We start from the raw sequence: 21,574 nt of genomic DNA on the forward strand, positions 1-21,574 counted from the left end.
TGGCGTCGGCGCGCGATCTGTGGTTGTGCCCCTGACACGCGCGTGCCACCGGTGCAGGCAGGATGTGAACATGCCCGACGCTCCCGCTCGCCTGTTCCTCCGCGGTGCCGCAGATCTCGCTCGCGGGTTCGGCTTCTGGTCGCGCCGCCCCGGGGTCATGGCGCTCGGCCTCATCCCCGCCGCGATCGTCGGCCTCGTCCTCCTCGGCGGACTCATCGCGCTCGGCGGGTTCCTGCCGGGGATCGTCGACTCCCTCACCCCGTTCGCCGACGCCTGGCCGGGACTGTGGGCCACGCTCGTGAGGATCGCCGCGGGCACAGCGCTCCTGGGCGGCGCGATCGTGCTCGTCGCGGTATCGTTCACGGCGTTGACCCTCATGGTGGGCGAGCCGTTCTACGACCGCATCTGGCGGGCCGCGGAGGCCGACCTCGGCGGGCCGGTACCCGACAGCGAGAGCGGGTTCTGGCGCTCGGTCGGCGATGCGATCGGGCTCATCGCCCGCGGTCTGCTCGCGGCCGCCATCGCGGCGCTCGTCGGCCTGATCCCCGTCGTCGGCGGCGTACTGGGGTCGGTCACGGCGGTGTCGCTCACCGGCTGGCTTCTCGCGGATGAGCTGACCTCGCGCGCCCTGTCGGCCCGCGGCATCCGAGCCGCCGACCGTCGGCGGCTGCGTCGAGTACACCGCGCCCGGTTCCTGGGCTTCGGCATCGCCACGCAGCTGTGCTTTCTTGTTCCGCTCGGGGCCGTCGTCGCGATGCCGGCTGCCGTCGCCGGCTCGACCCGGCTGGCGCGGACCGTGCTGGACGCGCACGACTGAGGCCCCGCGCCCGGCGTCAGTCGTGCCGGACCGAATCGGGCTCCTCGTCGCGGATACGCTCGTTCTCGATCTGGAACGTCGAGTGCAGCACCGATACCTCGAAATGCTCCGCGACGCACGAGCGCACCTCTTGCAGCACCTCGGCCGCATGGCCGTCGGTGAAGCACCGGTCCTCGACGACGACGTGCGCCGTGATGGTCGGAAGCCCCGACGCGACCGTGGAGGCATGCAGATCATGCACGTCGGTCACGTGGTCCAGGCGCAGGATGTGTGCACGGACGTCGTCGAGGTCGAGCCCCTGCGGCGTGAACTCCATCAGCACCGACGCCGTCTCGCGCATGAGCTTGACCGCGCGGGGCACGATGAGGGCGGCGATGAACAGGCCGGCGACGGCATCCGCCTGGGCGAAGCCGGTCGTCGCGATGACGATCGCCGCGACGATGACCCCGACGGACCCGAGGGCGTCGTTGAGCACCTCGAGGAACGCCGCACGCATGTTGAAGTTCGCGCCACGGTTCGATGCGAGCACCGCGATCGCGACGATGTTGGCCACGAGCCCGACCACGCCGAAGACGAGCAGCTCGAGCGCGGGAACCTCCGGCGGCTCGAACAGGCGACGGATGCCTTCGATCGCGGCGTACACGCCCACCACGAGCAGCAGCGCCGCCTGGGCGAACGCCGCGATCACCTCGATCCGGCGGAAGCCCCACGTCCGGCGGGCGTTGGCGGGCCGCATCATGAGGTTCGCGGCCACGAGCGCGACGAGCAGGCCCGAGGCATCGGTGAGGGCATGGGCGGTGTCGGTGAGCAGGGCGAGGCTGCCTGTGACGATCGACCCCACTGCCTGGGTCACGACGATCGCCGCCGTGATCCCGAAGGCGATCCAGAGCTTCATCCGGAAGTCGGCGGGCTGTCCCGCCTGGGCCGCGTCCACGGGGCCGTGGTCGTGTCCGGCGCCCATCAGCTGGCCTCGGCCTCGGGGGCGACGGAGCGGGGCCGCCGGAGGTGCCCGCACAGCGTCGCGCTCGTCCCCGTCGCGCCCAGCAACGCCTCCGCCGCGTTGATGAGTCGCGCGGTCGCCTCGGGCTCGGCCAGGGCGTACCAGGACGATCGCCCGTCGGGCCGCACCGAGACGAGCCCGCACTCGAGCAGGAAGGCGACGTGCTTGCTCACGGTCGACTGTGCGAGCCCCACGTGCTCGACAAGATCGCGCACCCGGTGCTCGCCGTACGACAGATGCTGCAGCACGGCGAGCCGGGTCGGGTCGGCGAGCGCCTGGAAGAGGTGTGCGTAGACCTCGGTCGCGCGCGCGTCGAGCTCGACGGGGACACGACCCTCGAGAGCTTCATTCATCGCCATAAAGCGATGATATCGCGCAACTCCGATCTGGGATAGGCGATGTCAGGCGTGCACCTGATCGGCTCCGCCCGGCGCGAGCCAGACGGTCGCCTCGCCGGGGAGCCACCCGTCGACGAGGGGCTGCGTCGCGAGCACAATCTCCCCCGCCGGCACCGGGTACGGCTCCGCGCCGAATGTCGTCACGACCTGCCATCCGTTGGGTCGCTCGATGTGCAGCACGTCGGGACGGCCCGTCTCGATCCATGTCAGCTCCTCCCCTGTTTGGAGGAGGGATCGCAGCCGTAGTGCCTTCCGGTACAGATTGAGCGTCGACGAGGGTGCGCCGTCGAGAGCCGCGACGGCATGCTCGGCGAACCAGGCGGGCTGCGGCAGGTGAGAACCGCCGTCGCCGAACCCGAACGACGGGTCGGTCGTCGTCCAGGGCAACGGCACACGGCATCCGTCGCGTCCGATCTCGGCACCCTCGGTGCGGAAGAAGGTCGGGTCCTGACGATCGGATGCCGAAATGTCAGCGACCTCGTGCAGTCCGAGCTCTTCGCCCTGGTAGATGTAAGTCGACCCCGGCAGGCCGAGGATGAACATCGTCGCGGCCGTGGCTCGGCGCAGCCCGCGCTCACGGTCGAGGCCCGCCTCGTCGCCGCCGTCGATGAGCCACTGCCCGCCATGCCGCGAGGGCATGCTCGTCTCCGCGGTCGGCGTCTTCAGCCCGTACCTTGTGGCGTGCCGGACGACGTCGTGGTTCGACAGCACCCACGTGCTCGACGATCCCGATTGACGGGCGAGAGCGAGATTGTCCGTGATGATCCGGCGGAAGGCCGCCGCGTCGAAGTCGGCTTCGAGCAGATCGAAGTTGAATGCCTGGCCGAGGCTCTCCGGGCGCGCGTACAGGTGGATGCGCGCCGGGTCGACCCACGCTTCCGCGACCGCGGTGCGGGGCGGGTCGTACGAGTCGAAGACGGCGCGCCACTCGGCGTACACCTCGTGGACGTCATCCCGGTCGATCAGCGGGTGGTTGCCGTCGCGCGGGATGAGGTCGAGCTCAGCACGCGAGGGAAGCGGTTCGGTGAGGTCTTTCGTGAGCATGTGCGCCACGTCGATGCGGAACCCGTCGACGCCGCGGTCGGACCAGAATCGCAGCGTTTGGACGAAGTCGGCCCGCACCTCGGGGTGGTCCCAGTTCAGATCGGGCTGCTCGCGGGCGAAGTTGTGGAGGTACCACTGCCCGTCCGAGACGCGTTCCCAGGCCGATCCGCCGAACACCGACAGCCAGTCGGTCGGCGGCTCGGCACCTTCCGGGCCCGTGCCCTCTCGGAAGATGTAGCGCTCACGCGCGGCGGATCCCCGGCCTGCAGCGAGCGCTTCCTGGAACCAGACGTGCTGGTCCGAGGTGTGGTTCGGCACGATGTCCACGACGACACGGATGCCGCGCTCGTGCAGCGCCGCGAGCATCGCGTCGAAGTCCTCGAGCGTTCCGAGCCTCGGATCCACGTTGCGATAGTCCGCGACGTCGTAGCCACCGTCGGCGAGCTCGGAGGGGTAGAACGGGCTGAGCCAGACGGCATCCACCCCGAGCTCCGCCAGGTAGTCGACGCGCGCCGTGATGCCGGGGAGGTCGCCCAGCCCGTCGCCGTTGGCGTCGGAGAAGCTCCGGGGATAGATCTGATAGACCACCCCCTGCCGCCACCACGGGGCGGACTCATCACCGAGGACGGTGTCGGCGTCGGGGCCGGCGGCGAGGTCTAGCGAGGTTGTCACGGAGATGTGTCCTTTCATGGGGTTCGCGTGGTCAGCCCTTGACCGCACCCTGGGTGACGCCCTCCATCACCCAGCGCTGCGTGAACAGGTACGCCAGGATCGCGGGCGCCATCGCCATGAGGTACGAGGCGAAGGAGACGTTGTAGTTGTTGCTGAATTGGGTCTGGAACAGGTTCTGCCGCACCGGCAGGGTCTGCATGGCGGGGTCCGAGATGATCAGCGACGGCAGCATGAAGTCGTTCCAGGCGTAGAGGAAGGCGAAGATGCCGACCGTCGCGCTCATGGGCGCGAGCAGCGGGAAGATCAGCTTCCAGAAGGTCTGCCACGTCGACGCGCCGTCGATGCGCGCGCTCTCCTCGAGCTCGATGGGGATCGAGCGCAGGAACGCGGTGAACAGCAGCACGCTGAAGCTGAGTTGGAACATCGTCGCCAGCAGCACCACGCCGACCGGGTTGTCGAGGCCGAGACGACCGGTCAGCTGGATCTGCGGCAGAGCCACCACCGGGAACGGGATGAACATCGCCGCCAGCAGGTAGAAGAACGAGTAGCGGAACAGCCGGCGGTCCCAGTTGCGGACGATCGCGTACGACGCGAAAGCGGCGAGGATGATGGTCGCAACGACCGTGCCTGCGGTGACGAAGAACGAGATCGCGGCCCCGACCGGGAATCTGGTCAGGTTCCACGCCTGCACGAACCCGTCGATGCTGAAGGGCGCCGGCAACGAGAACGCGTTGCCGTCGACCGCCTGACCGGTCGTCTTGAATGCCATCGAGACGGTGACATACAGCGGCAGCAGCACCGTGACGGCGCAGAGGATCAGGATGACGGTCGTGGACCAGCTGATGCGCTCGCCCTTCCCGGTGCGGGCCACGCGGGACGGACGGGCGCGACGGCGGGCGCCGACGGTGACGGCATCCGCCTGCTCGAACGCGAGCGCGGGCTGAGAAGTGGACATCAGAACGAGTTCCTTCCACGCGTGAGCGAGAGCTGGAGCAGCGAGATGAGCACGGCGACGACGAAGAAGATGGTCGCGTTGGCCATCTGATAGGCGTAGTCACCGCCGTTGAAGCCCGCGATGATCGTCATCGCGACGCTGCGGGTCGCGGTGCCCGGTCCCCCGTTGGTCAGGCCGACGATGATGTCGTAGGCGTTGAGGAAGCCCTTGAACCCGAGGATGACGTTGATGACGACGTATCCCGCGACGAGCGGCACCGTGATGCGCAGCAGCTGCTGCGTCTTCGACGCGCCATCGAGATCTGCCGCCTCGTAGACGTCACCCGGAACCGACAGCAGCCCGGCGATGTAGATGAGGAGCGTGCCGGGGATTGCCTGCCAGGCCGTCACGATGACGATCGCCACCCACGCGAGGTCGGGGTTCGCCAGGAGGCTCGTCTCGAGCCAGGGAAGCCCGAGCGATGTGCCCGCGGCGGGCAGCGAGTTCGAGAACAGGAAGTTGAAGACGTAGGCGATGATGATGCCCGAGATCACCATCGGGATGACGAAAATCGTGCGCAGGCCCGTCTTGAATCGGATGCGCGCGGTCAGGCCGACAGCGAGCAGGAACGCGATGACGTTCACGACGATGACCGTCGCGATCGCGAAGCCCGCGGTGAACAGGTAGCTCTGCAGGATCGCCGGGTCGCTGAAGAGCGCGATGTAGTTCGTCAGGCCGACGAAGCGCCACTCCCCGATCCCGATCGAGTCGGTGAGGCTGAAGAAGATGCCGATGAGGCCGGGCACCGTGATCGCGAGCGTGAACAGCACCAGGCTGGGCAGCAGGAACACGTAGTAGATCGGCTCGACCCGGCGGTGGCTCCGGCGGGCGCGCCGGTCACCGCCGGTGAGGATCGTCGTCGTGGAACTCGTCGTCGCGGTCATCGCGCGCTCTCCGCCTCGTTCGTCAGCGCGGGCTGGCGGAAGGCCAGTCGCGCCCAGTCGGTGTCCATCGTGCGGAGGACGGATGCCGGGCTGTCGCCGAAGACCATCGCCTGCGCATACCCGAAGACGGGGATGGTCTTCGGCACCAGCACCGAGGGACCCTGGTAGACGCGCCCGGCGTCGTAGAACTCCTCCATCCCCGCGATGCGCGGATCGTCGGGCGGTGCGGCATCCGTCGTCGGGCTGAAGCCGAGCTGCGAGGCGTTGTAGGCCTCGATGATCTCGGGTCGGAAGAGGTATTCGAGGAAGTCACGGGCGGCGTCCTGATGACGCGACCCCTCGGGGATCATCGCCGCGAGGTCCATGTTCACCCGCACTGCGCGGTCGGCCGGGTCGTCGGTCATCGGCAGCGGGAAGGTACCGAGGTCGAGGTCGGGGGCGGTCTTCGCGATCTCGCTGAAGGCCCACGGTCCCTGCAGGTACATCGCCGCCTCGCCCTGGGCGAAGGCCAGGTTGCCGTCGCCGTAGCCGCGGCTCGCGGCGTCGCGGTTGACGTAGGCACCGGTCAGCTGCAGCATCCGTTCTGCGGGCTCGGCGAAGTCCTTCTCGAACGACGTGGAGGACTCGGGACCGACATCCGCGCCCTCCGTCGCGAGCCGGTCGAAGAAGTCGAGGACGTCGACCGAGCCGCCCACGGCGTAGTCGTACCAGCCCTGACCGATGGTCCAGTCGTCCTTGAAGGTCGCGTAGAACGGGGTGACCCCCGCCGCCTGCAGCGCGTCGCACACCGCAATGAGCTCGCTCCACGTCGTCGGGACCTCTAGGCCGAGTTCGTCGAAGATCGCGGTGTTGTAGATGACCGACGACGCCATGACCGAGTAGGGCAGGGCGCTCGTGCGTCCGGGGCACGTGCCGTACTGGTCCATGAGCGGCTGCAAGTCTTCGCGGGTGCTCGCGGCGGCGTCGGTGCCGGCGAGATCCGTCAGCGCGCATCGCTGAACGAATCGGGCAACCTCGTAGTTGTAGTTGGCCAGCATGATGTCGGGAGGATTGCCCCGGACGAAGCTGGCGGAGACGACATCCACTCCCGAGGTGTCCATCTCGACGCGCACGCGGTCTTGCGAGGCGTTGTACTGCGAGACCACGTCCTGCATGAACGACAGCGCCTCACGCTTGCTGAAGGTGAAGCGGATCGTCTCCCGCCCGTCCGCTGAGCACCCCACGAGCAGCGTCGCGGCGAGCGCGGCCACCGCCGCCGACGCGACGATGCGCCTCGACCGTCTCGCCCTGTTCCACACCGGCTCCGTCACCTGTTTCCTCCGATCGCCTCATTGCGGCTCGAATCGTCGCCGAGTAAATTTACTCGCCAAATCAATTACTGAACGGCAGTATGGCAGGGCCGGATCAGAAAGGTCAACACGCATGTCGACGACGACGATGACGACGGTGGCCGCGCGCCCCGCGAGCCACGACGCGGTCCTCGCCTTTGCCTGGACCTCGGCGGAGTTCACCGCGACCGACGTCATCGCCGCGACCGGGCTGACCCGCTCGACGACGATCGACGCACTCGAGGCCCTCGACGAGCTCGGGCTGCTGCGAGAGCTCCCCAACGCACGCCTCGCGGGCGACTACCGCAAGGGACGCCCCGCCCGCCGGTTCGCGCTCCGCGACGATGCTGCCGTGCTGGTCGGCGTGGATGCCGGGCATGTGCACCTCACCGCGACCGTGACAGACCTCCGCTCGCGCAGCCTCGCCACGCAGCGCGCGACTCTCGTGCTCGACGGCGACGATGCCGCAACCCGCGCCCGGCGGATCATCGCCGTCATCGACGCGGCACTCGACGCCGCCGGGCGAACGCGTGGCGATGTGCTCGCCGTGTGCGTCGGCGTGCCGGCACCCGTCGATGGCGAAGGACACTCGCCTGAGCACCCCCGCGGGTTCTGGGCGCGCATGAACCCGGGGCTCGTCGACGAACTGTCGTGGGCGCCGATCGTGCGAGTCGACAACGACGCCTCGCTCGCCGCCGTCGCCGAGGGCTCCGTCGGCGCCGCGGCCGAGTGCCGCGACTTCATCGCCCTGCTCGCGGGGACGCGCCTCGGGGCGGGTGTCGTCGTCGACGGCAACCTGCTGCGGGGACGACACGGCGGGGTGGGCGAGATGGTCGCCTTCGACCACGTCGAGGGGGTCGGGAACGCGGAGGGGCTCGGAACTCGCGCCGTTCAGTGGGCGAGGGAAGCCGCCGCGGGCGGCGAGCTCTCGCCCGAGAGCCCGCTCTCGGCCCTCGCATCCGCCGATCTTGATGCCCGCGCCGTGCTCGAGCTCGCCGCGCGCGGCGACGCCGACGCCCTTCGCATCGCCGAACGCGTCGGAATGACGCTCGCCCGCATCGTGAGCGTGCTCGGGAGCATGTTCGACCCCCAGCGCGTCGTCGTCTCGGGTGGCATCTCCGCGGGCGTCGAAGAAGTCGTCGCCGCCGCGCGCCGGTTCCTCCCGACCGACCTCGACCTGCCGGCGCCAGAGCTCGTGGCATCCGATCTCGGCGCCGACGTCGTCGTGGTCGGCGCCGTAGCCGGAGCAGCAGAAGCCGCCCGAGCCTCGGCACTGGACGTGTGGGCGGCGCGCGCGAGCGCGAGCGCCTGACCGCGCGCGGGCGCCGGCGTCAGCGGGCGCGACGGATGCGGATCGGTCCCTTCGCCGTCGATGGGTCCACCACGATGCCGCGCTGCGTGATCTCGACCTCGCCGTCGGCGACGAGCCGCCGCGCGGCGCGACGCGCAGGCTCCATCAGGTCGCGCCACTCCTCGCCGCCGACGGCGCGCGCGGCCTCGGACGGACAGATCGTCGCGTCCGCCGAGCGGGCGCTCAGCAGCTCCAGGATCTTCTCGCTCAGCTGCGCGTCGACGGGACGGATGCCGCGACGGCGGCAGGCATCCGAGCAGTAGCGGACCTCGTCCCAGTTCTTTGCCCACTTCGCACGCCACTGCATCTCGCGCCCGCACGACGCACACGTCTTCGGCGGCGGGGTCGCGGCGGCGGCAGCTCGGGGCATGCGTCCAGTCTGCGCGCGTTCCGGGCGTGGACGCGCGCTGTTGACAGACGCCGGGTGCGCCCGGGCCCGCCTCTCCGGCTTAGCCTGGCGGGATGTCGTTGTCGCCGAAGGTGTACGTGATCCACGAGAACCCCGAGTGGTGGGCGCCCTTCGCGGCCGCGTTCGCCGCCGAGGACGTCCCCGCCGAGCAGTGGCTGCTCACCGACGGCTCGATCAACCTGTCGGCCGAGCCGCCGCAGGGGGTCTTCTGGTCGCGGCTGTCGGCATCGGCGCACACCCGCGATCACGCGCAGTCGAAGGAGTACGGCCGCGCAGTGCTGCGCTGGCTCGAGTCGTGGGGCCGCCCCGTGGTCGGCGGCAGCCACGTCCTCGAGTTCGAGGTCAGCAAGGTCGCCCAGCACGCCGCCCTGCGGTCGAGCGGCATCGACGTCCCGCGCACCGTCGCCGTCTTCGGCACCGGTGACCTGAAGGAGCGCGCACGCGAGTTCCCGGTGCCGTTCATCAGCAAGCACAACCAGGGCGGCAAGGGTCTCGGCGTCCGCCGCTGGGACTCCCACGACGAGTTCGACGCCTGGGTCGACGGCCCCGAGTTCGAGGCATCCCCCGACGGCATCACGCTCATCCAGGAGTTCCTGTTCGCCCGTGAGCCGTTCGTCACCCGCGCCGAATACGTCGGCGGCGAGTTCGTCTACGCCGTGCGCGTCGACACGAGCGCGGGCAGCTTCGAGCTCTGCCCCGCCGATGCGTGCGTCGTCGACCCCGCCGCGGGCACGGACGCCGCCCCGGCCTATCCGCCCTTCGCGCTGCGCGGCGAGATCACCGCCGACCACCCGCTGGTCGCGCAGCACCGCGACTTCCTCCGCGCCGTCGACATCCGCATCGCCGGGATCGAGTTCGTCGAGACGATCGACGGGCGACTCGTCACCTACGACCTCAACACGAACACGAACTATAACCCCGACGTCGAGGCCTCGGCTCACGCATCCGGGCCGGGCGAGATCGCCCGGTACCTCGGCGGACTGCTCGGCGAAGCACGCAACTAGCGCAGGCCCGCCTCACGCACAACCGATAGGCCGCACCCGAGGCCCTTCCTACGCTGACACCGTGCTCCGAAACCTCGTGATCGTCCTGGGCGACCAGCTCGACCCCGACGCGAGCGCCTTCGACGACTTCGACCCCGCGCAGGATGCCGTCTGGATGGCGGAGGTCGCCGAGGAGTCCACGCATGTCTGGAGCTCGAAGCCCCGCACCGCGGTGTTCCTCGCGGCGATGCGCCACTTCGCCGAGGACCAGCGCGACGCCGGGCACGCCCTGCACTACACGGAGCTCGACGCGCGGGGGAACTCGGGCACTTTCGCCGGCCAGCTCGCCGCCGACCTGGAAAAGCTGAAGCCCGAGACGCTCGTAGTGACCGAGCCCGGCGAGTGGCGCGTGCGCGAGGCGCTGAAGCAGACCGCGGATGCCGCCGGCATCCCCCTCGACATCCGGGTCGACCGCCACTTCTTCTCGACCATCGCCGAGTTCGCCGAACACGCCGAAGGCCGGGCGACCCTTCGAATGGAGTACTTCTACCGCGAGATGCGAAAGCGGCACGGCATCCTGATGACCAACCGCGGGCAACCCGTCGGCGGGCAGTGGAACTACGACGCCGACAACCGCAGAGCGTTCCCGAAGCAGGGCCCGGGACTCGTGCCGCCCCGGGCGACGTTTCCGCCCGACGAGATCACGCGCGAGGTGATCTCACTGGTCGAGAGAGAATTCGGCGAGCACCCCGGCTCGCTCGACACGTTCGCGTGGCCGGTCACTCGCGCGCAGGCGCTCGAAGCGCTCGACCTTTTCATCGACGAGCGGCTGCCGGGCTTCGGCGACGCGCAGGACGCGATGTGGCCGGGCGAACCCTGGCTGTGGCACGCACACCTGTCGTCGTCGATGAACCTCAAGCTGCTGCATCCGCGTGAGGTCGTCGCAGCCGCCGAGGCGGCGTACCGGCGGCAGCACGCGCCGCTGCCTGCGGTCGAGGGGTTCATCCGGCAGATCCTCGGCTGGCGCGAGTACGTGCGCGGGATCTACTGGACGCAGATGCCCGGCTACCTTCAGCGGAACGCGTTCGAGGCGTTCGAGCCGCTGCCCGACTGGTACTGGACGGGCGACACCCCGATGGCGTGTCTCGCCGATGCCGTCGGCACGACGCTCGAGAACGGGTACGCGCACCACATCCAGCGCCTCATGGTCACCGGGCTCTACGCGATGCTGCTCGGCGTCGACCCGCGCGAGGTGCACGCCTGGTACCTCGCCGTGTACGTCGACGCGGTCGAATGGGCCGAGCTCCCGAACACGCTGGGCATGAGCCAGTACGCCGACGGCGGGCTCATGGGAAGCAAGCCCTACGCCGCGACCGGCAAGTACATCGACCGGATGAGCCCGTACTGCAAGACGTGCCCGTTCGATCCCGCGAAGCGCATCGGCGACGACGCCTGCCCCTTCACCACTCTCTACTGGGACTACCTCATCCGCCACGAGGAGCCGCTCGCCGAGAACCACCGCATGGCGCTGCAGGTGAAGAACCTGGCGCGCCTCGACGACGACGAGATCACCGCGATCCGCGACCGAGCTGACGCCATCCGGCGGGGCGACGTGGCGGCGTCTCGATAGTCTGCGCGGATGAGCAGCATCGACCGCCCGCCACTGTCCGGCGCCGCCTGGGTTCTCGTCGGGGCCGGGGGCGCGGTCGTGGGTCTGCTGCCCTGGCTGATCACCGGCGCGCGGCTGCCGCTGCAGAATCTCGCCGCAGACCAGACCGACCTGACGACGCCGTTCTCGCTGCTGCCGTTCAGCCAGTACTACCTCACGACGATCGTCTCGCTGCTCGTCGTCGGCGGCGCCGTCGCCGGCCTCGCAGCGCGCATCCTGCGCCACCGCCGCTCCCGCCGAGCGACAGGCTGGCTCACGCTCGGGGTGGCCGTGATCCAGGTCATCGCGATCGCGCAGTCGTCGGTCGTGACGGTGTCGATGCTCGAGGATTCGAGCCGCCGCGTCGTGTACGCGGCGGCCGTGATCGCCGTCATGGTCGTCTCGCTCCTGATGAGCGTGCTCGTGCTGCTTCTCACCGCGCGTGCCCCGGTCCCCGGCGCTGCGATCGCTCTGTCGCTCGCGGCGCTCACCGTTCCCGGATGGATCGGGCTCCCGCTGCAGAGCTATCTGTCGCTCGCGAACGACCCGGTCACCTCAGCTGTCCTGCTGCTGCTCCGGTGGCTGCCGGCCGTTCTCGTCGGCGCCGTGATCGCGTGGTGCGGGTTCCGCACGGCCGGGCGCGTCGCGGCCGTCGTCGTGAGCCTGGCCGCGCTGTGGATCGGACCGGCCTTCTTCACCGCCGTCTCGTCCGCCGCGGGCACGCGCGTGCTGGCGCCCTACCCCGCCGAGATGGCCGACTACGGCATCGGAGTCTTCGCCATGGCGCTGACCGCTGTCGAGCTCGTCGTGCCGCCGCTCATCGTGGCGGCGTGCATCGGTGCTGTCGGCGCACTGGTTCTGACCGCTCTTCGTCGCCGACCCCGCAGCGAGAGCAGCGGCGCCGTGGCCGATCATCGCTGAGGTACCGTGAGGCGTGAGCATCCGCGTGAACGACGATACGAAGCGCCTCGACCGGACGAATCTCGGATGAGGCCGATCGCGCGCCTCGTCCACATCTCGCGGCCCGTCCTGTGGATCAACACGATCGGCACCGGCGCGCTCGGCATGTGGCTGACCGGCCAGCTGATCGACCTCGCCGCCATCCCCCTCCTGATCTGGCTCACACTGCCGTTCAACCTGCTGATCTACGGCGTGAACGACATCTTCGACCAGGACACGGACGCGCTGAACCCGCGAAAGGGATCGATCGAGGGTGCGCGGATCGATCCGCGCGAAGTGAAGCTCATCGCGTGGGCGGTGGCGATCACGAACATCCCGTTCCTCGTCTACTTCGTGATCGCGCTGCCGATCGCCGCTGTCGGCCTGATCCTGCTGTACGCGGGCGTCTTCGTCTTCTACTCGGCTCCGCCACTGCGCTTCAAGGCGCGACCGTTCCTCGACTCGCTGAGCAACGCCGCCTACGGCCTGCCGCTGCTGATCCTGCCGGTCGCCCTCGAGGCACCCCCTGTCTGGCCGGCCGTCGTGGGGCTGCTCGCCTGGAGCGTCGCGAAACACGCCTACGACGCCGTGCAAGACATCGAGGAAGACCGCGAGGCGGGTATCACCACGACCGCCGTGCTGCTCGGCCCGCGCGGCACGGCCGTGTGGAGCGGAGCGTGGTGGCTGGTCTCGACCGTGCTGTTCGCGCTCGTCAGCCTGCCCGTCGCCCTGGTGAACCTCGCGCTCGCGGGAACACTCGTCGTGTGGATGCTGGTGCGTCCGACGCCTGCCACCGGCCGCACGCTGTATCCCCTGTCCATCGCGTTCCCGTACATCGCGGGTTCGGTCGCCAGCGGGCTGCTGCTCGCCGCCATCTTCCTCGGGATCTATCCATGAGTCGTATCGTCGTCGTCGGCGCAGGCCTCGGCGGGCTCGCGGCATCCGCCCTTCTCGCCCACGCCGGCCATCGGGTGACCCTGCTCGAAGCGGCCGAGACGGTCGGCGGCAAGAGTCGGCGCATCGAGCTCGACGGCGAGCGCATCGACACCGGTCCGTCGCTCGTGACCTTCCCCTCCGTCTGGGACGAGTTGCTGCGCCGTCTGGACGCAGGATCGCGAACGGGCGCGGATGTCGCGGGCCTCGACCTCGTCCGTCTCGATGAGGTCGGCCGCTACTACTACCGCGGCGAAGAGGTCTCGCTGCCCGTGCCGGAGGGGCATCCCTGGCACCCCGCGTGGAAGCGGTTCAGCGACGAGCATGCGCCCCTCGCGGGCGACGTGGCCGCGCTGCTCGTCGCCGACCCGCTCGATCGCTCGTCGCTGCCTGCACTGCGGCGGCTGCTCGCCGTGTACGGCCGGCGCCTCAGCACCCGCGCCTACCTCGACAGCCTCACCTGGATGCCCGAGGGGCTGCGCGAGATCATCGCGATCCACACCCTCAACGCCGGCGTCTCTCCCGACCGCACTCCCGCGCTGTACGCGAGCATGCCCGCCGTCATGGCCGCCGATGGGGTGTGGGTGCCGCGCGGCGGCGTGTTCGAGATCGTCATCGCGTTGCAGCGACTGGCGGATGCCGCGGGCGTCGAGATCCGCACCAGTGAGCGCGTCACGCGCATCGAGCGCGGGCGGGTCACGACCGAGCGCGGCGTGCACGAGGCGGATGTCGTCGTGAGCGGTCTCGACGCCGCGCGGCTCGACGTGCTGCTCGGCCGTCGTCGGCTCGCTCCCGGTTCGCCGTCGCTGTCGTGCTCGGCCGTCGCGATCTACGGCGTGCTCGAGAGGCCCCTGCCCGAGCGGATCTCCGCGCACAGCGTCATCCTGCCTACGAAGCCCGATGCCCTGCACCGCAGTCTCGCCGCTGGCGACGAGCCCGCCGACACGATGGCATTCGTCAACCATTACCGCGCCGGCGAGATCTACCCGAACGACCGCAGCACGCTCGCCGTCCTGCTGACGAGCCCCGCCGACGGACAGGGCTACTCGCTCGATCACCCGTTCGTGACGCGGGAGATCGAACGCATCTCACGCGTCATGGGCCTCGACGAGCCGCTCACCGACGGGATGACCGAGACGACCGTCCTCGACCCGCGTTACTTCGGCACATTCGGCGAACCGCACGGCGCCCTCTACGGGGCGTCGCGACCGCTGTGGATGAGCGGTCCGCTGCACCAGCCCGCGCAGCACGACCTCCGCGCGCCCTGGCTCTGGCGTGTCGGCGCGTCGGTGCATCCGGGCGGCGGGATCCCCGCCGTTCTCGGCGGCGCGATGATCGTCGCCTCGAAGCTGCTGAAGCGGCATCCGGCCTGAGCAGGCGAACGCACCCGTTGCGTCAGGATGGGGTCGTGCGTATCGCGGCAAGCATCGTCCTCACCCTGGCTGCGACCGTGGCGGGCCTTTCGGGACTTCTCATGCTCGGCCTGGCGGGCCTCTACTGGGAAGGCGGCTTCGTCCTTCGAGAGTTCTCCGACTCCGACGATCTCGAACGAACGGTTGGCGTCGCGATGGGGATTGCAGGCCTCGCGGGATGGGCCGGTCTCTCGGCTACCGCCGCATTCGTCGGCCTTCGCGGTCGATATCCGTCTCGCGCGGGGTCGGTGGCTGTGTGCGCTTCCCTTGCGTTCAACGCGGCTGTCCTGCTGGGAGCGATGGTGTTCGTCCTCACGTCGAACCACCCGTGATCCGCTCGGCAGTGCGCGCAGCCGCGGGGCTCTACGGTGGTGGCATGAGGGATGTCCGGATTGCGCGGCAATTCGTCGCGCTCACCTTCGTCATCGCCTACGGATTCGCGGGTGCGCTGATCGTGGCCGCGACGTTCGGGTACCGGGTGAACAACGTCGTCACGACATTGCCGGAGTTCGCCGCGAACGTGCCTTTCGCCCTCTACATCCTTTCGCCGGCGATCGCGTCGTACATCGTGTTGCGTCGCAACGGACGGGTATCCCACCTCGGGGAATGGTTGCGATGGGTGTTCGCCGCGCGTGGACCGCTGCGAGGGTACGTCCTCATCGCGCTCACGCTGACCGTGTACTTCATCCTGCACGTCGCCGTGTCGGGACCGTCAGCGACCGCCGTGCCCTGGTACATGTTCTTCCTGTCCATCCCCGGCAACCTCATCATCGGAGGCATGGAGGAGTCGGGCTGGATGACGTCGCTCCAGCCCGCGGTCGACCACCGATGGGGATACCTGCTTTCCTCCCTCATCGTCGGCCTCATCTGGCTCGCTTGGCACGTGCCGCTCTTCTTCATCCCCGGCACGAATCATCAATCGGGAGCCATCGACTTCGCGATGTTCGCGCTGCAGATCATGGCGTTCCGCTTCTTCTATGGCGCCGTTCTCCGGGTATCGAGCGCGAATGCGGTTTTTCTGTGCATCGTCGCGCACACCGCATTCAACGCGATGAGTTTCACCGTCGGAGTTCCGCCGGCGACCTGGCCGGGCACCCTCGTCGCGAATGCCGCCGTCGTGGCCATCGCGCTGGCATCGGTCGCCCTGTTCGGCCGGAAAGCCGAGGACACAGTTCGAACCTGACTCAGTCCGCGGCGCTCGTACCGCTGCGCTTCTCGCCGCGATGCTCGACTGCACTGATCAGGAACGGGATGGCGACGGCAGCCGAGGTGATGAGCAGCCCTCCGGTGAACACGAGGCCGGGGAACTCGGCGACGTTGAAGGCGGCACCCATCAGGTAGATGCCCCCGAGGAACAGAACCAGGAACAGCACGATCACGCTGACGTCCTCCTTCTCGTGGAGATCATGAGCCTACTAAAGATATGCCCACGAATCATCTTGGCGATGTCTTCTCCTGCTCGCCACGACCCCGCGCCCAGCGCGCCACGAAGAACAGCACGATGCCGCCGGCGATGAGGATGGCGCCGAAGATCCACACCCGCAGCGTCTGCTGGCTGAGCAGCAGCAGGCACGACGCGATGCCCAACACGGGAACGAACGTCCATACGCGGAAGTGATCATGCTCGACGCGGTCACGGCGCAGAACGAGCACGGAGATGTTCGCGCTCAGGAAGACGAAGAGCAGCAGCAGGACGACCGTCTCGGCCAACAGCGCGAGGTCGCCGACGAGCGTCAGCAGCATCGCGACGAGCGTCGTGGCGAGGATCGCCACCCATGGCGTCTGCCTCCCGGGCAGCACCCGCGACAGAGCGCGCGGCAGCAGCCCCTGCTCAGCCATGCCGTACGTGAGACGGCTCGCCATGATCATCGTGAGCAGGGCGCCGTTGGCGACGGCGATCAGCGCGATGAGGCTGAACAGCCATGACGGGATGGCGACGCCGCTCGCCTCGACGACGGCGAGGAGGGGACCGCTCGAACTCGACAGCTCTTCGGGCGGCAACGCGATGCTGCTCGCGAGACCGACCAGCACGTAGACGAGCCCCGCCGCGCCGAGGGCCGCGAACAGCGCGCGGGGGTACATTCTCGACGGTTCCTTGACCTCCTCGATCATGTTCGCCGACGTCTCGAAGCCCACGAAGGAGTAGTACGCGATGATCGCTCCGGCGAGGACCGCCGTCGCGACTCCGGTGCCATCGGGCACCTGGGTCACGCGCGAGACGTCCCCGCCGCCCCCGGCGAGGAGGACACCGACCACGACGACGACGATCACCAGCCCCGACACCTCGATGGCCGTCATGACGAAGTTCGCGCCCATCGACTCCCGGATGCCGCGGGCATTGAGCGCCGCGAGCACGGCGAGGAACACGATGGCGACCGGCACCACGGGAACCTCGACGAACGTCTGCAGATACTGACCGGCGAAGGCGATCGACAGCCCCGCCGCGCTCACGACGCCCGCGGCCAGCATGCAGAAGCCGACGAGGAACGACACGAGCTTGTTCTTGAACGCCCGCTCGGCGAAGACGGCGGCGCCGCCGGCGCGCGGGTACTTCGTCACCAGCTCGGCGTACGACCCGGCCGTGAGCAGCGCGAGCACGAGGGCTGCGAGCAGCGGCGCCCACAGCATCCCGCCGACGCGCTCCGACAGCACCCCCATGAGCGCGTACACACCCGCCCCCAGAACGTCACCGAGGATGAAGGCGAACAGCAGCGGTCCGCCGATTCCCCGCCGAAGGCGGGTGGGCGCGGGGATGTCGGTCTTGCTCATTCCGCGAACGCTAGGTCGCGGCACCGCGAAACCCGTAGCGGCTTGACAAGCGTCTGCGATCCGGCGGCGCGAGCGGAATACTCGGGGCGTGACGAACGAGCATCACGCCCCCGATCGTGTCAGCGACGAGGCGATCGCCGACCTGCGCGAACGCCCGAGCCGTCGGCGGCTGCAGCGGCCCCTCATCTCCCGATGAGGGGGAAGCGGGTCTCGGATCGGCGGTAGACGCGCACGGCGCCGTCCACGGAGTGGGGCCGGAAGAGTCCGACGAAGCGGTAGCCGCTGCGCCCGGTGACGGGGTCTTTGACCTTGAGGAAGGTGATCCGCGGGTGATCCGCCGCAGCGCGGCCGGCTTTCGCCCTCTCCGCGTCACTTCGCCGGTCATGCTCCCGCAACTCCTGTCCGTCGGGAGAGATGGTGTTGCCCCATGCGGCTCGGGCTCCGGAAACACGCACCTCTGAGGGGCACCACAGCTTGACATCGGACAGATCGTTCGACGACCGCCGCGTCGCCGCGAGCGATCGCGGAGTGAAGTAGCCGCGGGTGCGGGTGAGGCCGGAAGAGTAGCCGGCGCCGAGCAGAACGTTGCAGATCTCGCCGATGGTCGAGAACACCACGGCATCCTCCACCGCGAACTCCGTGCGCTCGCGGTAGAAGAGCTCCGGCTCATCGCGGGCGTCCAGCTCGTTCCAGCTCACGAAGCCGCTTCGCGAGCGCGCCTCTCGCGAAGCGGCTTCGATCTCTGCCACCTGCGCGTCGATGGCCTTCTCGAACGCCTCGAGGCTGAGCGTGTGGGCGGGTGCGGATACGGCCGGACCCTTTCCGGCCGCCTTCGGCGCCTCCGGAACCGGAACGCGGAGAATTCGGCAGCCGGCGTCGGCGGAGATGGCCGTGATGGTGGCGAAGACATCGGGGTCTTCCACAGGATCCAACGTCGCACGCACGCTGCTCTCGCGCAGGGTGTCGTCCGCCTTCTGACGGAGATGATGCAGCTCATCGCATTCCACGGCGATGTTGAGTTGGGGAAAGAAGAGGTCGAGGTAGAAGAGCCCTCCGTCGCTCGCGCGGACCGTCTGCTGCGACACCGGCTTGATGTGCGCGCGGGTCTCGGCCGAGAGCCGGTTCCACACGGCGCCGAGCACGTAGTTCTCGTAGTCTTTGCGCTTGGTGCGCGACAACGTCCGCGCGAGATACAGCAGACGATCGGTCATGGTCGAGAGCGTATCGGCGTCGCGGGAACCGCTCAGCGGTAGCGCCGCGGCACGGTCCAGGGTCGTCCGAACTCGGCGTTGTACGACTCCGGCTCGAACGGGCTGTCGCCGCCGGCCGGGAAGCTCGTGAGTTCGCCGAACACGACGCGACCGGCGACGTCGTACAGATCGACGCGCACGAAGTCCGTGCCCTCGCCGAGGCGCTCGGCGATGTCGATCATCTCGTCGAGATGCGCGGGTCGCGAGCGCTCGGGATCAGCCCAGGGCGGGCCGCCGCTCATCGGGATGCGGGTCCAATCGGGTCGGAAGAAGTCCTGCGTGCGCGCGCCGAAGCGTCCGCCGTCGACCTGGATGAAGTGGCATCGTCCGTGGAAGACGAAGAGCTTGTAGTCGTCCGGGACGCCGCCATCGCCACCGACCAAGAACTCTTCGACGATGACGCGGCGCGGCACCTGCCCGTAGACCCACTCGCGGTTCGGCCCCTGGCCGTAGAGCTTCTCGAGCCAGCCCGCGGCGATCGCAGCGATCTCGTGCGGGTTCGCCTGTTCCGGCCGCACGTGCCGGTAGACCCACCCCCAGCGCGCCTCGGGGAGGCGGGCGTCGGCCGGCGCGGTCGGCGAGACGACGAGTGCGGCACCGCTGCCGTGCGTCGGCTTCACGACGTACGACTCGGGCCAATCGAGGTTCAGCAGTCGCTGCGGGTCGTCGACGATCGCGTACACCCGGGGCAGGTACTGCTCGCCGACGAGCGAAGCGACATGATCACGGACGGCAGCCTTGTCGGCGAAAGTGACGATGAGGCTACGGCGGTCGCGCAGCATCTTGTAGCGCACCTTCTCGCGGAACGTCGTCGGGTTGCGGGTGCGCCACAGGCGCAGCATCCGTACCAGCCGACTGCGCTCGCGCCAGCGGACGTGAGGCGTTCGGACGGTCACGACTCGTCGAGGTCGTCTTCCTCGTGACCGAGCGATTTCGCCTCGAGGAACGAACAGAGCTCGGCTGCGACAGTGAACTCGGCGGCCAGCGCGTGCATCTGGAAGCTGCTCAGGATCGTGAAGTCGGGTTGCGGCTCGATGGTGATCCGCCAGCGCGCGTCACCGATCTCGATGGGTTCCATGAACACCGACACGGACGAGTTCGCGAGCGGCACGACGACGAGCCCGGTATCGGATCCCTCGGAACCGTCCTGAACGAGGACACGGATCAGTTCACCGGCTCCGCGCTGATCGTGGAACTCGTCGAGCCAACGCTCGAGCGTCTCTTTACTGCGGAACGGCATCAGACTCCCAACGGGCCGCGGCGGGATGCGCGCGATTCCGCGCATTGGACTATAACGGTCGTCGGCTGACCGTTCAGTCCATCCCGACCGCCATGTCCGTGAAGCGCGAGAAGTGGCCCTGGAACGCCACAGTCACCGTGTCGGTCGGACCGTTACGGTGCTTCGCGACGATCAGGTCGGCCTCACCGGCGCGAGGGCTGTCCTTCTCGTACGCGGCTTCACGGTGCAGCAGGATGACGATGTCGGCGTCCTGCTCGATCGAGCCCGACTCACGCAGGTCGCTGATCGCGGGTTTCTTATCGGCACGCTGCTCGGCACCACGGTTCAGCTGCGACAGTGCGATGACGGGAACCTGCAGCTCCTTCGCGAGCAGCTTCAGCGCGCGCGAGAACTCCGAGACCTCCTGCTGACGCGACTCGACGCGCTTACCGCTCGTCATCAGCTGCAGATAGTCGATCACGACCATCTTGAGCCCCACGCGCTGCTTGAGCCGGCGGCACTTCGCCCGGATCTCGACGAGCGTCATGTTGGGGCTGTCGTCGATGTAGAGGGGGGCATCGTTGATGCGGCCGCGGGTGGCAGCGACCGTGGTCCAGTCGCGCGAGTCGAGCGTTCCCTTACGCATCGACTGCAGCGGCACGGCACCCTCGGCGCTCATGAGGCGCATCGCGATCTCACTGCGACCCATCTCGAGCGAGAAGAAGATCGTCGGCGAGTTGTTCTTGATCGCCGCCGCACGGGCGAAGTCGAGCGCGAGCGTCGACTTACCCATGGCGGGTCGTGCCGCCACGACGATCATCTGACCGGGATGCAGGCCGTTGGTCAGCTGGTCGAGACCCGAGAAGCCGGTCGGGATGCCGGTCATCTGACCGTCACGGCCACGCGCGGCCTCGATGTCGTCGATGGCCGCGGTGACGGCGACCTCGAGCGGGACGTAGTCTTCGGCCTTCTCGGCACCGGTCACCGAGTAGATCTCGGCCTGCGCATTGTTGACGAGGTCGACCGCGTCGCCCTGACCGTTGTAGCCCATCTGGACGATGCGAGTTCCAGCCTCGACGAGGCGGCGCAGCAGCGCGCGCTCGTTGACGATCGTCGCGTAGTAGCCGGCGTTCGCCGCGGTGGGAACGATCGAGGTGAGGGTGTGGAGGTAGTCGGCGCCGCCGGCCCGCTGCAGTTCGCCGTTCTTGATGAGCTCGTCGGTGACGGCGACGACGTCGGTCGGCTCGCCGTGGGAGTACAGCGAGAGCAGCGCCTCGTAGATGAGCTCGTGCTTCGGCACGTAGAAGTCGGTGCCTCGCAGGGTCTCGATGACGTCGGCGACGGCATCCTTCGACAGCAGCATGCCGCCGAGCGTGCTCTGCTCGGCGAGCATGTCGTGCGGCGGAGTGCGATCGGGTTCGCGCCGTCCGCCGAGCCTGTCGTCAGAGATGTCCGCGATCGACATCCGCACCCCCGCATCCTGGCCTGTGACCGAGCCGGAGTACACGGTATGGAGGGCGTCCG

The 21,574-nt window shown here is 68.9% G+C and carries 22 protein-coding genes; 9 read left to right on the forward strand and 13 right to left on the reverse strand.

The features are described 5' to 3' along the window. The first annotated feature begins 70 nt into the window (after nt 1-70). Entirely contained in the window at nt 71-817 is a 747-nt protein-coding gene (locus QUC20_RS15535; RefSeq protein WP_289330467.1) for an EI24 domain-containing protein, read from the forward strand. A gap of 16 nt (nt 818-833) precedes the next feature. On the opposite strand, the gene QUC20_RS15540 is transcribed toward QUC20_RS15535, so the two are convergent. The 6 genes from QUC20_RS15540 to QUC20_RS15565 are packed head-to-tail and all read right to left on the reverse strand — an operon-like array spanning nt 834 to nt 7,059. Beyond that, nucleotides 834-1,778: a cation diffusion facilitator family transporter gene (locus QUC20_RS15540; protein ID WP_289330468.1), complete on the reverse strand. Its 945-nt coding sequence runs from the start codon at nt 1,776-1,778 to the stop codon at nt 834-836. Next, the gene (locus QUC20_RS15545) at nt 1,778-2,176 is read right to left on the reverse strand and encodes an ArsR/SmtB family transcription factor (protein ID WP_353105712.1); all 399 of its coding nucleotides are present in this window, start codon (nt 2,174-2,176) and stop codon (nt 1,778-1,780) included. The genes QUC20_RS15540 and QUC20_RS15545 overlap by 1 nt, the downstream gene beginning before the upstream one ends. A 42-nt stretch (nt 2,177-2,218) precedes the next feature. Then, nucleotides 2,219-3,931 carry a glycoside hydrolase family 13 protein gene (locus QUC20_RS15550; RefSeq protein WP_289330469.1) on the reverse strand — a complete coding sequence of 571 codons (1,713 nt, stop codon included), beginning with the start codon at nt 3,929-3,931 and terminating at the stop codon, nt 2,219-2,221. Between the two features lie 31 nt (nt 3,932-3,962). Next, nucleotides 3,963-4,886 carry a carbohydrate ABC transporter permease gene (locus QUC20_RS15555; RefSeq protein ID WP_434543647.1) on the reverse strand — a complete coding sequence of 308 codons (924 nt, stop codon included), beginning with the start codon at nt 4,884-4,886 and terminating at the stop codon, nt 3,963-3,965. Beyond that, on the reverse strand, nt 4,886-5,809 hold the full coding sequence (locus QUC20_RS15560) for a carbohydrate ABC transporter permease (protein WP_289330470.1): 924 nt from the start codon (nt 5,807-5,809) through the stop codon (nt 4,886-4,888). Before QUC20_RS15560 ends, QUC20_RS15555 begins: the two co-directional genes overlap by 1 nt. Beyond that, nucleotides 5,806-7,059 (reverse strand): ABC transporter substrate-binding protein, encoded by a 1,254-nt coding sequence (locus QUC20_RS15565; protein ID WP_289330471.1) that lies wholly within the window; start codon nt 7,057-7,059, stop codon nt 5,806-5,808. Before QUC20_RS15565 ends, QUC20_RS15560 begins: the two co-directional genes overlap by 4 nt. Before the next feature lie 172 nt (nt 7,060-7,231). On the opposite strand from QUC20_RS15565, the gene QUC20_RS15570 reads away from it, so the two are divergent. Continuing rightward, the gene (locus tag QUC20_RS15570; protein WP_289330472.1) at nt 7,232-8,449 is read left to right on the forward strand and encodes an ROK family protein; all 1,218 of its coding nucleotides are present in this window, start codon (nt 7,232-7,234) and stop codon (nt 8,447-8,449) included. A gap of 19 nt (nt 8,450-8,468) precedes the next feature. Here QUC20_RS15570 and QUC20_RS15575 read toward each other — a convergent pair whose 3' ends face one another. Continuing rightward, complete coding sequence (locus QUC20_RS15575) at nt 8,469-8,858, reverse strand: DUF2256 and DUF3253 domain-containing protein (RefSeq protein WP_120263980.1); 390 nt, start codon at nt 8,856-8,858, stop codon at nt 8,469-8,471. 92 nt (nt 8,859-8,950) lie between these two features. Between QUC20_RS15575 and QUC20_RS15580 the strand changes: the two genes are divergently transcribed. From QUC20_RS15580 to QUC20_RS15610, 7 genes are all read left to right on the forward strand, one after another. Further along, entirely contained in the window at nt 8,951-9,901 is a 951-nt protein-coding gene (locus QUC20_RS15580; protein WP_289330473.1) for an ATP-grasp domain-containing protein, read from the forward strand. A 61-nt stretch (nt 9,902-9,962) separates the two neighbouring features. Further along, on the forward strand, nt 9,963-11,510 hold the full coding sequence (locus QUC20_RS15585) for a cryptochrome/photolyase family protein (protein WP_289330474.1): 1,548 nt from the start codon (nt 9,963-9,965) through the stop codon (nt 11,508-11,510). A gap of 9 nt (nt 11,511-11,519) precedes the next feature. Beyond that, nucleotides 11,520-12,449, forward strand: a complete 930-nt coding sequence (locus tag QUC20_RS15590) for a hypothetical protein (RefSeq protein WP_289330475.1) — start codon at nt 11,520-11,522, stop codon at nt 12,447-12,449. Between the two features lie 66 nt (nt 12,450-12,515). Continuing rightward, entirely contained in the window at nt 12,516-13,364 is an 849-nt protein-coding gene (locus tag QUC20_RS15595) for a UbiA family prenyltransferase (protein ID WP_289330476.1), read from the forward strand. Next, nucleotides 13,361-14,773, forward strand: a complete 1,413-nt coding sequence (locus QUC20_RS15600) for a phytoene desaturase family protein (protein WP_289330477.1) — start codon at nt 13,361-13,363, stop codon at nt 14,771-14,773. The genes QUC20_RS15595 and QUC20_RS15600 overlap by 4 nt, the downstream gene beginning before the upstream one ends. A 35-nt stretch (nt 14,774-14,808) precedes the next feature. Continuing rightward, nucleotides 14,809-15,144 (forward strand): hypothetical protein, encoded by a 336-nt coding sequence (locus QUC20_RS15605; protein ID WP_120263974.1) that lies wholly within the window; start codon nt 14,809-14,811, stop codon nt 15,142-15,144. 44 nt (nt 15,145-15,188) lie between these two features. Continuing rightward, the gene (locus QUC20_RS15610) at nt 15,189-15,995 is read left to right on the forward strand and encodes a CPBP family glutamic-type intramembrane protease (RefSeq protein ID WP_289330478.1); all 807 of its coding nucleotides are present in this window, start codon (nt 15,189-15,191) and stop codon (nt 15,993-15,995) included. A 1-nt stretch (nt 15,996) separates the two neighbouring features. On the opposite strand, the gene QUC20_RS15615 is transcribed toward QUC20_RS15610, so the two are convergent. From QUC20_RS15615 to dnaB, 6 genes are all read right to left on the reverse strand, one after another. Further along, on the reverse strand, nt 15,997-16,191 hold the full coding sequence (locus QUC20_RS15615; RefSeq protein WP_120263973.1) for a hypothetical protein: 195 nt from the start codon (nt 16,189-16,191) through the stop codon (nt 15,997-15,999). A 55-nt stretch (nt 16,192-16,246) separates the two neighbouring features. Further along, on the reverse strand, nt 16,247-17,581 hold the full coding sequence (locus tag QUC20_RS15620) for an APC family permease (RefSeq protein WP_289330479.1): 1,335 nt from the start codon (nt 17,579-17,581) through the stop codon (nt 16,247-16,249). Nucleotides 17,582-17,763: 182 nt separating this feature from the next. Then, nucleotides 17,764-18,792, reverse strand: coding sequence for an AbaSI family restriction endonuclease (locus QUC20_RS15625; RefSeq protein ID WP_120263971.1), 1,029 nt, complete (start codon nt 18,790-18,792; stop codon nt 17,764-17,766). A gap of 32 nt (nt 18,793-18,824) precedes the next feature. Next, nucleotides 18,825-19,727: an ATP-grasp fold amidoligase family protein gene (locus tag QUC20_RS15630; RefSeq protein ID WP_289330480.1), complete on the reverse strand. Its 903-nt coding sequence runs from the start codon at nt 19,725-19,727 to the stop codon at nt 18,825-18,827. After that, nucleotides 19,724-20,071, reverse strand: coding sequence for a hypothetical protein (locus QUC20_RS15635; RefSeq protein ID WP_120263969.1), 348 nt, complete (start codon nt 20,069-20,071; stop codon nt 19,724-19,726). The genes QUC20_RS15630 and QUC20_RS15635 overlap by 4 nt, the downstream gene beginning before the upstream one ends. Before the next feature lie 73 nt (nt 20,072-20,144). Next, nucleotides 20,145-21,515: a replicative DNA helicase gene (gene dnaB, locus QUC20_RS15640; protein WP_036304736.1), complete on the reverse strand. Its 1,371-nt coding sequence runs from the start codon at nt 21,513-21,515 to the stop codon at nt 20,145-20,147. Between the last annotated feature and the right edge of the window lie 59 nt (nt 21,516-21,574).

It is taken from the genome of Microbacterium arborescens (assembly GCF_030369635.1).
In the GTDB taxonomy this organism is placed as follows: Bacteria; Actinomycetota; Actinomycetes; order Actinomycetales; family Microbacteriaceae; genus Microbacterium.

Excerpts from the sequence above, each read along its gene's own strand:
- QUC20_RS15555 (WP_434543647.1), bottom strand. The coding sequence starts at position 4,886 with ATGTCCACTTCTCAGCCCGCGCTCGCGTTCGAGCAGGCGGATGCCGTC.
- QUC20_RS15570 (WP_289330472.1), top strand. The coding sequence starts at position 7,232 with ATGTCGACGACGACGATGACGACGGTGGCCGCGCGCCCCGCGAGCCAC.
- QUC20_RS15600 (WP_289330477.1), top strand. The coding sequence starts at position 13,361 with ATGAGTCGTATCGTCGTCGTCGGCGCAGGCCTCGGCGGGCTCGCGGCA.
- QUC20_RS15610 (WP_289330478.1), top strand. The coding sequence starts at position 15,189 with ATGAGGGATGTCCGGATTGCGCGGCAATTCGTCGCGCTCACCTTCGTC.
- QUC20_RS15535 (WP_289330467.1), top strand. The coding sequence starts at position 71 with ATGCCCGACGCTCCCGCTCGCCTGTTCCTCCGCGGTGCCGCAGATCTC.
- QUC20_RS15590 (WP_289330475.1), top strand. The coding sequence starts at position 11,520 with ATGAGCAGCATCGACCGCCCGCCACTGTCCGGCGCCGCCTGGGTTCTC.
- QUC20_RS15575 (WP_120263980.1), bottom strand. The coding sequence starts at position 8,858 with ATGCCCCGAGCTGCCGCCGCCGCGACCCCGCCGCCGAAGACGTGTGCG.
- QUC20_RS15620 (WP_289330479.1), bottom strand. The coding sequence starts at position 17,581 with ATGAGCAAGACCGACATCCCCGCGCCCACCCGCCTTCGGCGGGGAATC.
- QUC20_RS15595 (WP_289330476.1), top strand. The coding sequence starts at position 12,516 with ATGAGGCCGATCGCGCGCCTCGTCCACATCTCGCGGCCCGTCCTGTGG.
- QUC20_RS15580 (WP_289330473.1), top strand. The coding sequence starts at position 8,951 with ATGTCGTTGTCGCCGAAGGTGTACGTGATCCACGAGAACCCCGAGTGG.
- dnaB (WP_036304736.1), bottom strand. The coding sequence starts at position 21,515 with ATGTCGATCGCGGACATCTCTGACGACAGGCTCGGCGGACGGCGCGAA.
- QUC20_RS15545 (WP_353105712.1), bottom strand. The coding sequence starts at position 2,176 with ATGGCGATGAATGAAGCTCTCGAGGGTCGTGTCCCCGTCGAGCTCGAC.
- QUC20_RS15635 (WP_120263969.1), bottom strand. The coding sequence starts at position 20,071 with ATGCCGTTCCGCAGTAAAGAGACGCTCGAGCGTTGGCTCGACGAGTTC.
- QUC20_RS15540 (WP_289330468.1), bottom strand. The coding sequence starts at position 1,778 with ATGGGCGCCGGACACGACCACGGCCCCGTGGACGCGGCCCAGGCGGGA.
- QUC20_RS15560 (WP_289330470.1), bottom strand. The coding sequence starts at position 5,809 with ATGACCGCGACGACGAGTTCCACGACGACGATCCTCACCGGCGGTGAC.
- QUC20_RS15625 (WP_120263971.1), bottom strand. The coding sequence starts at position 18,792 with ATGACCGATCGTCTGCTGTATCTCGCGCGGACGTTGTCGCGCACCAAG.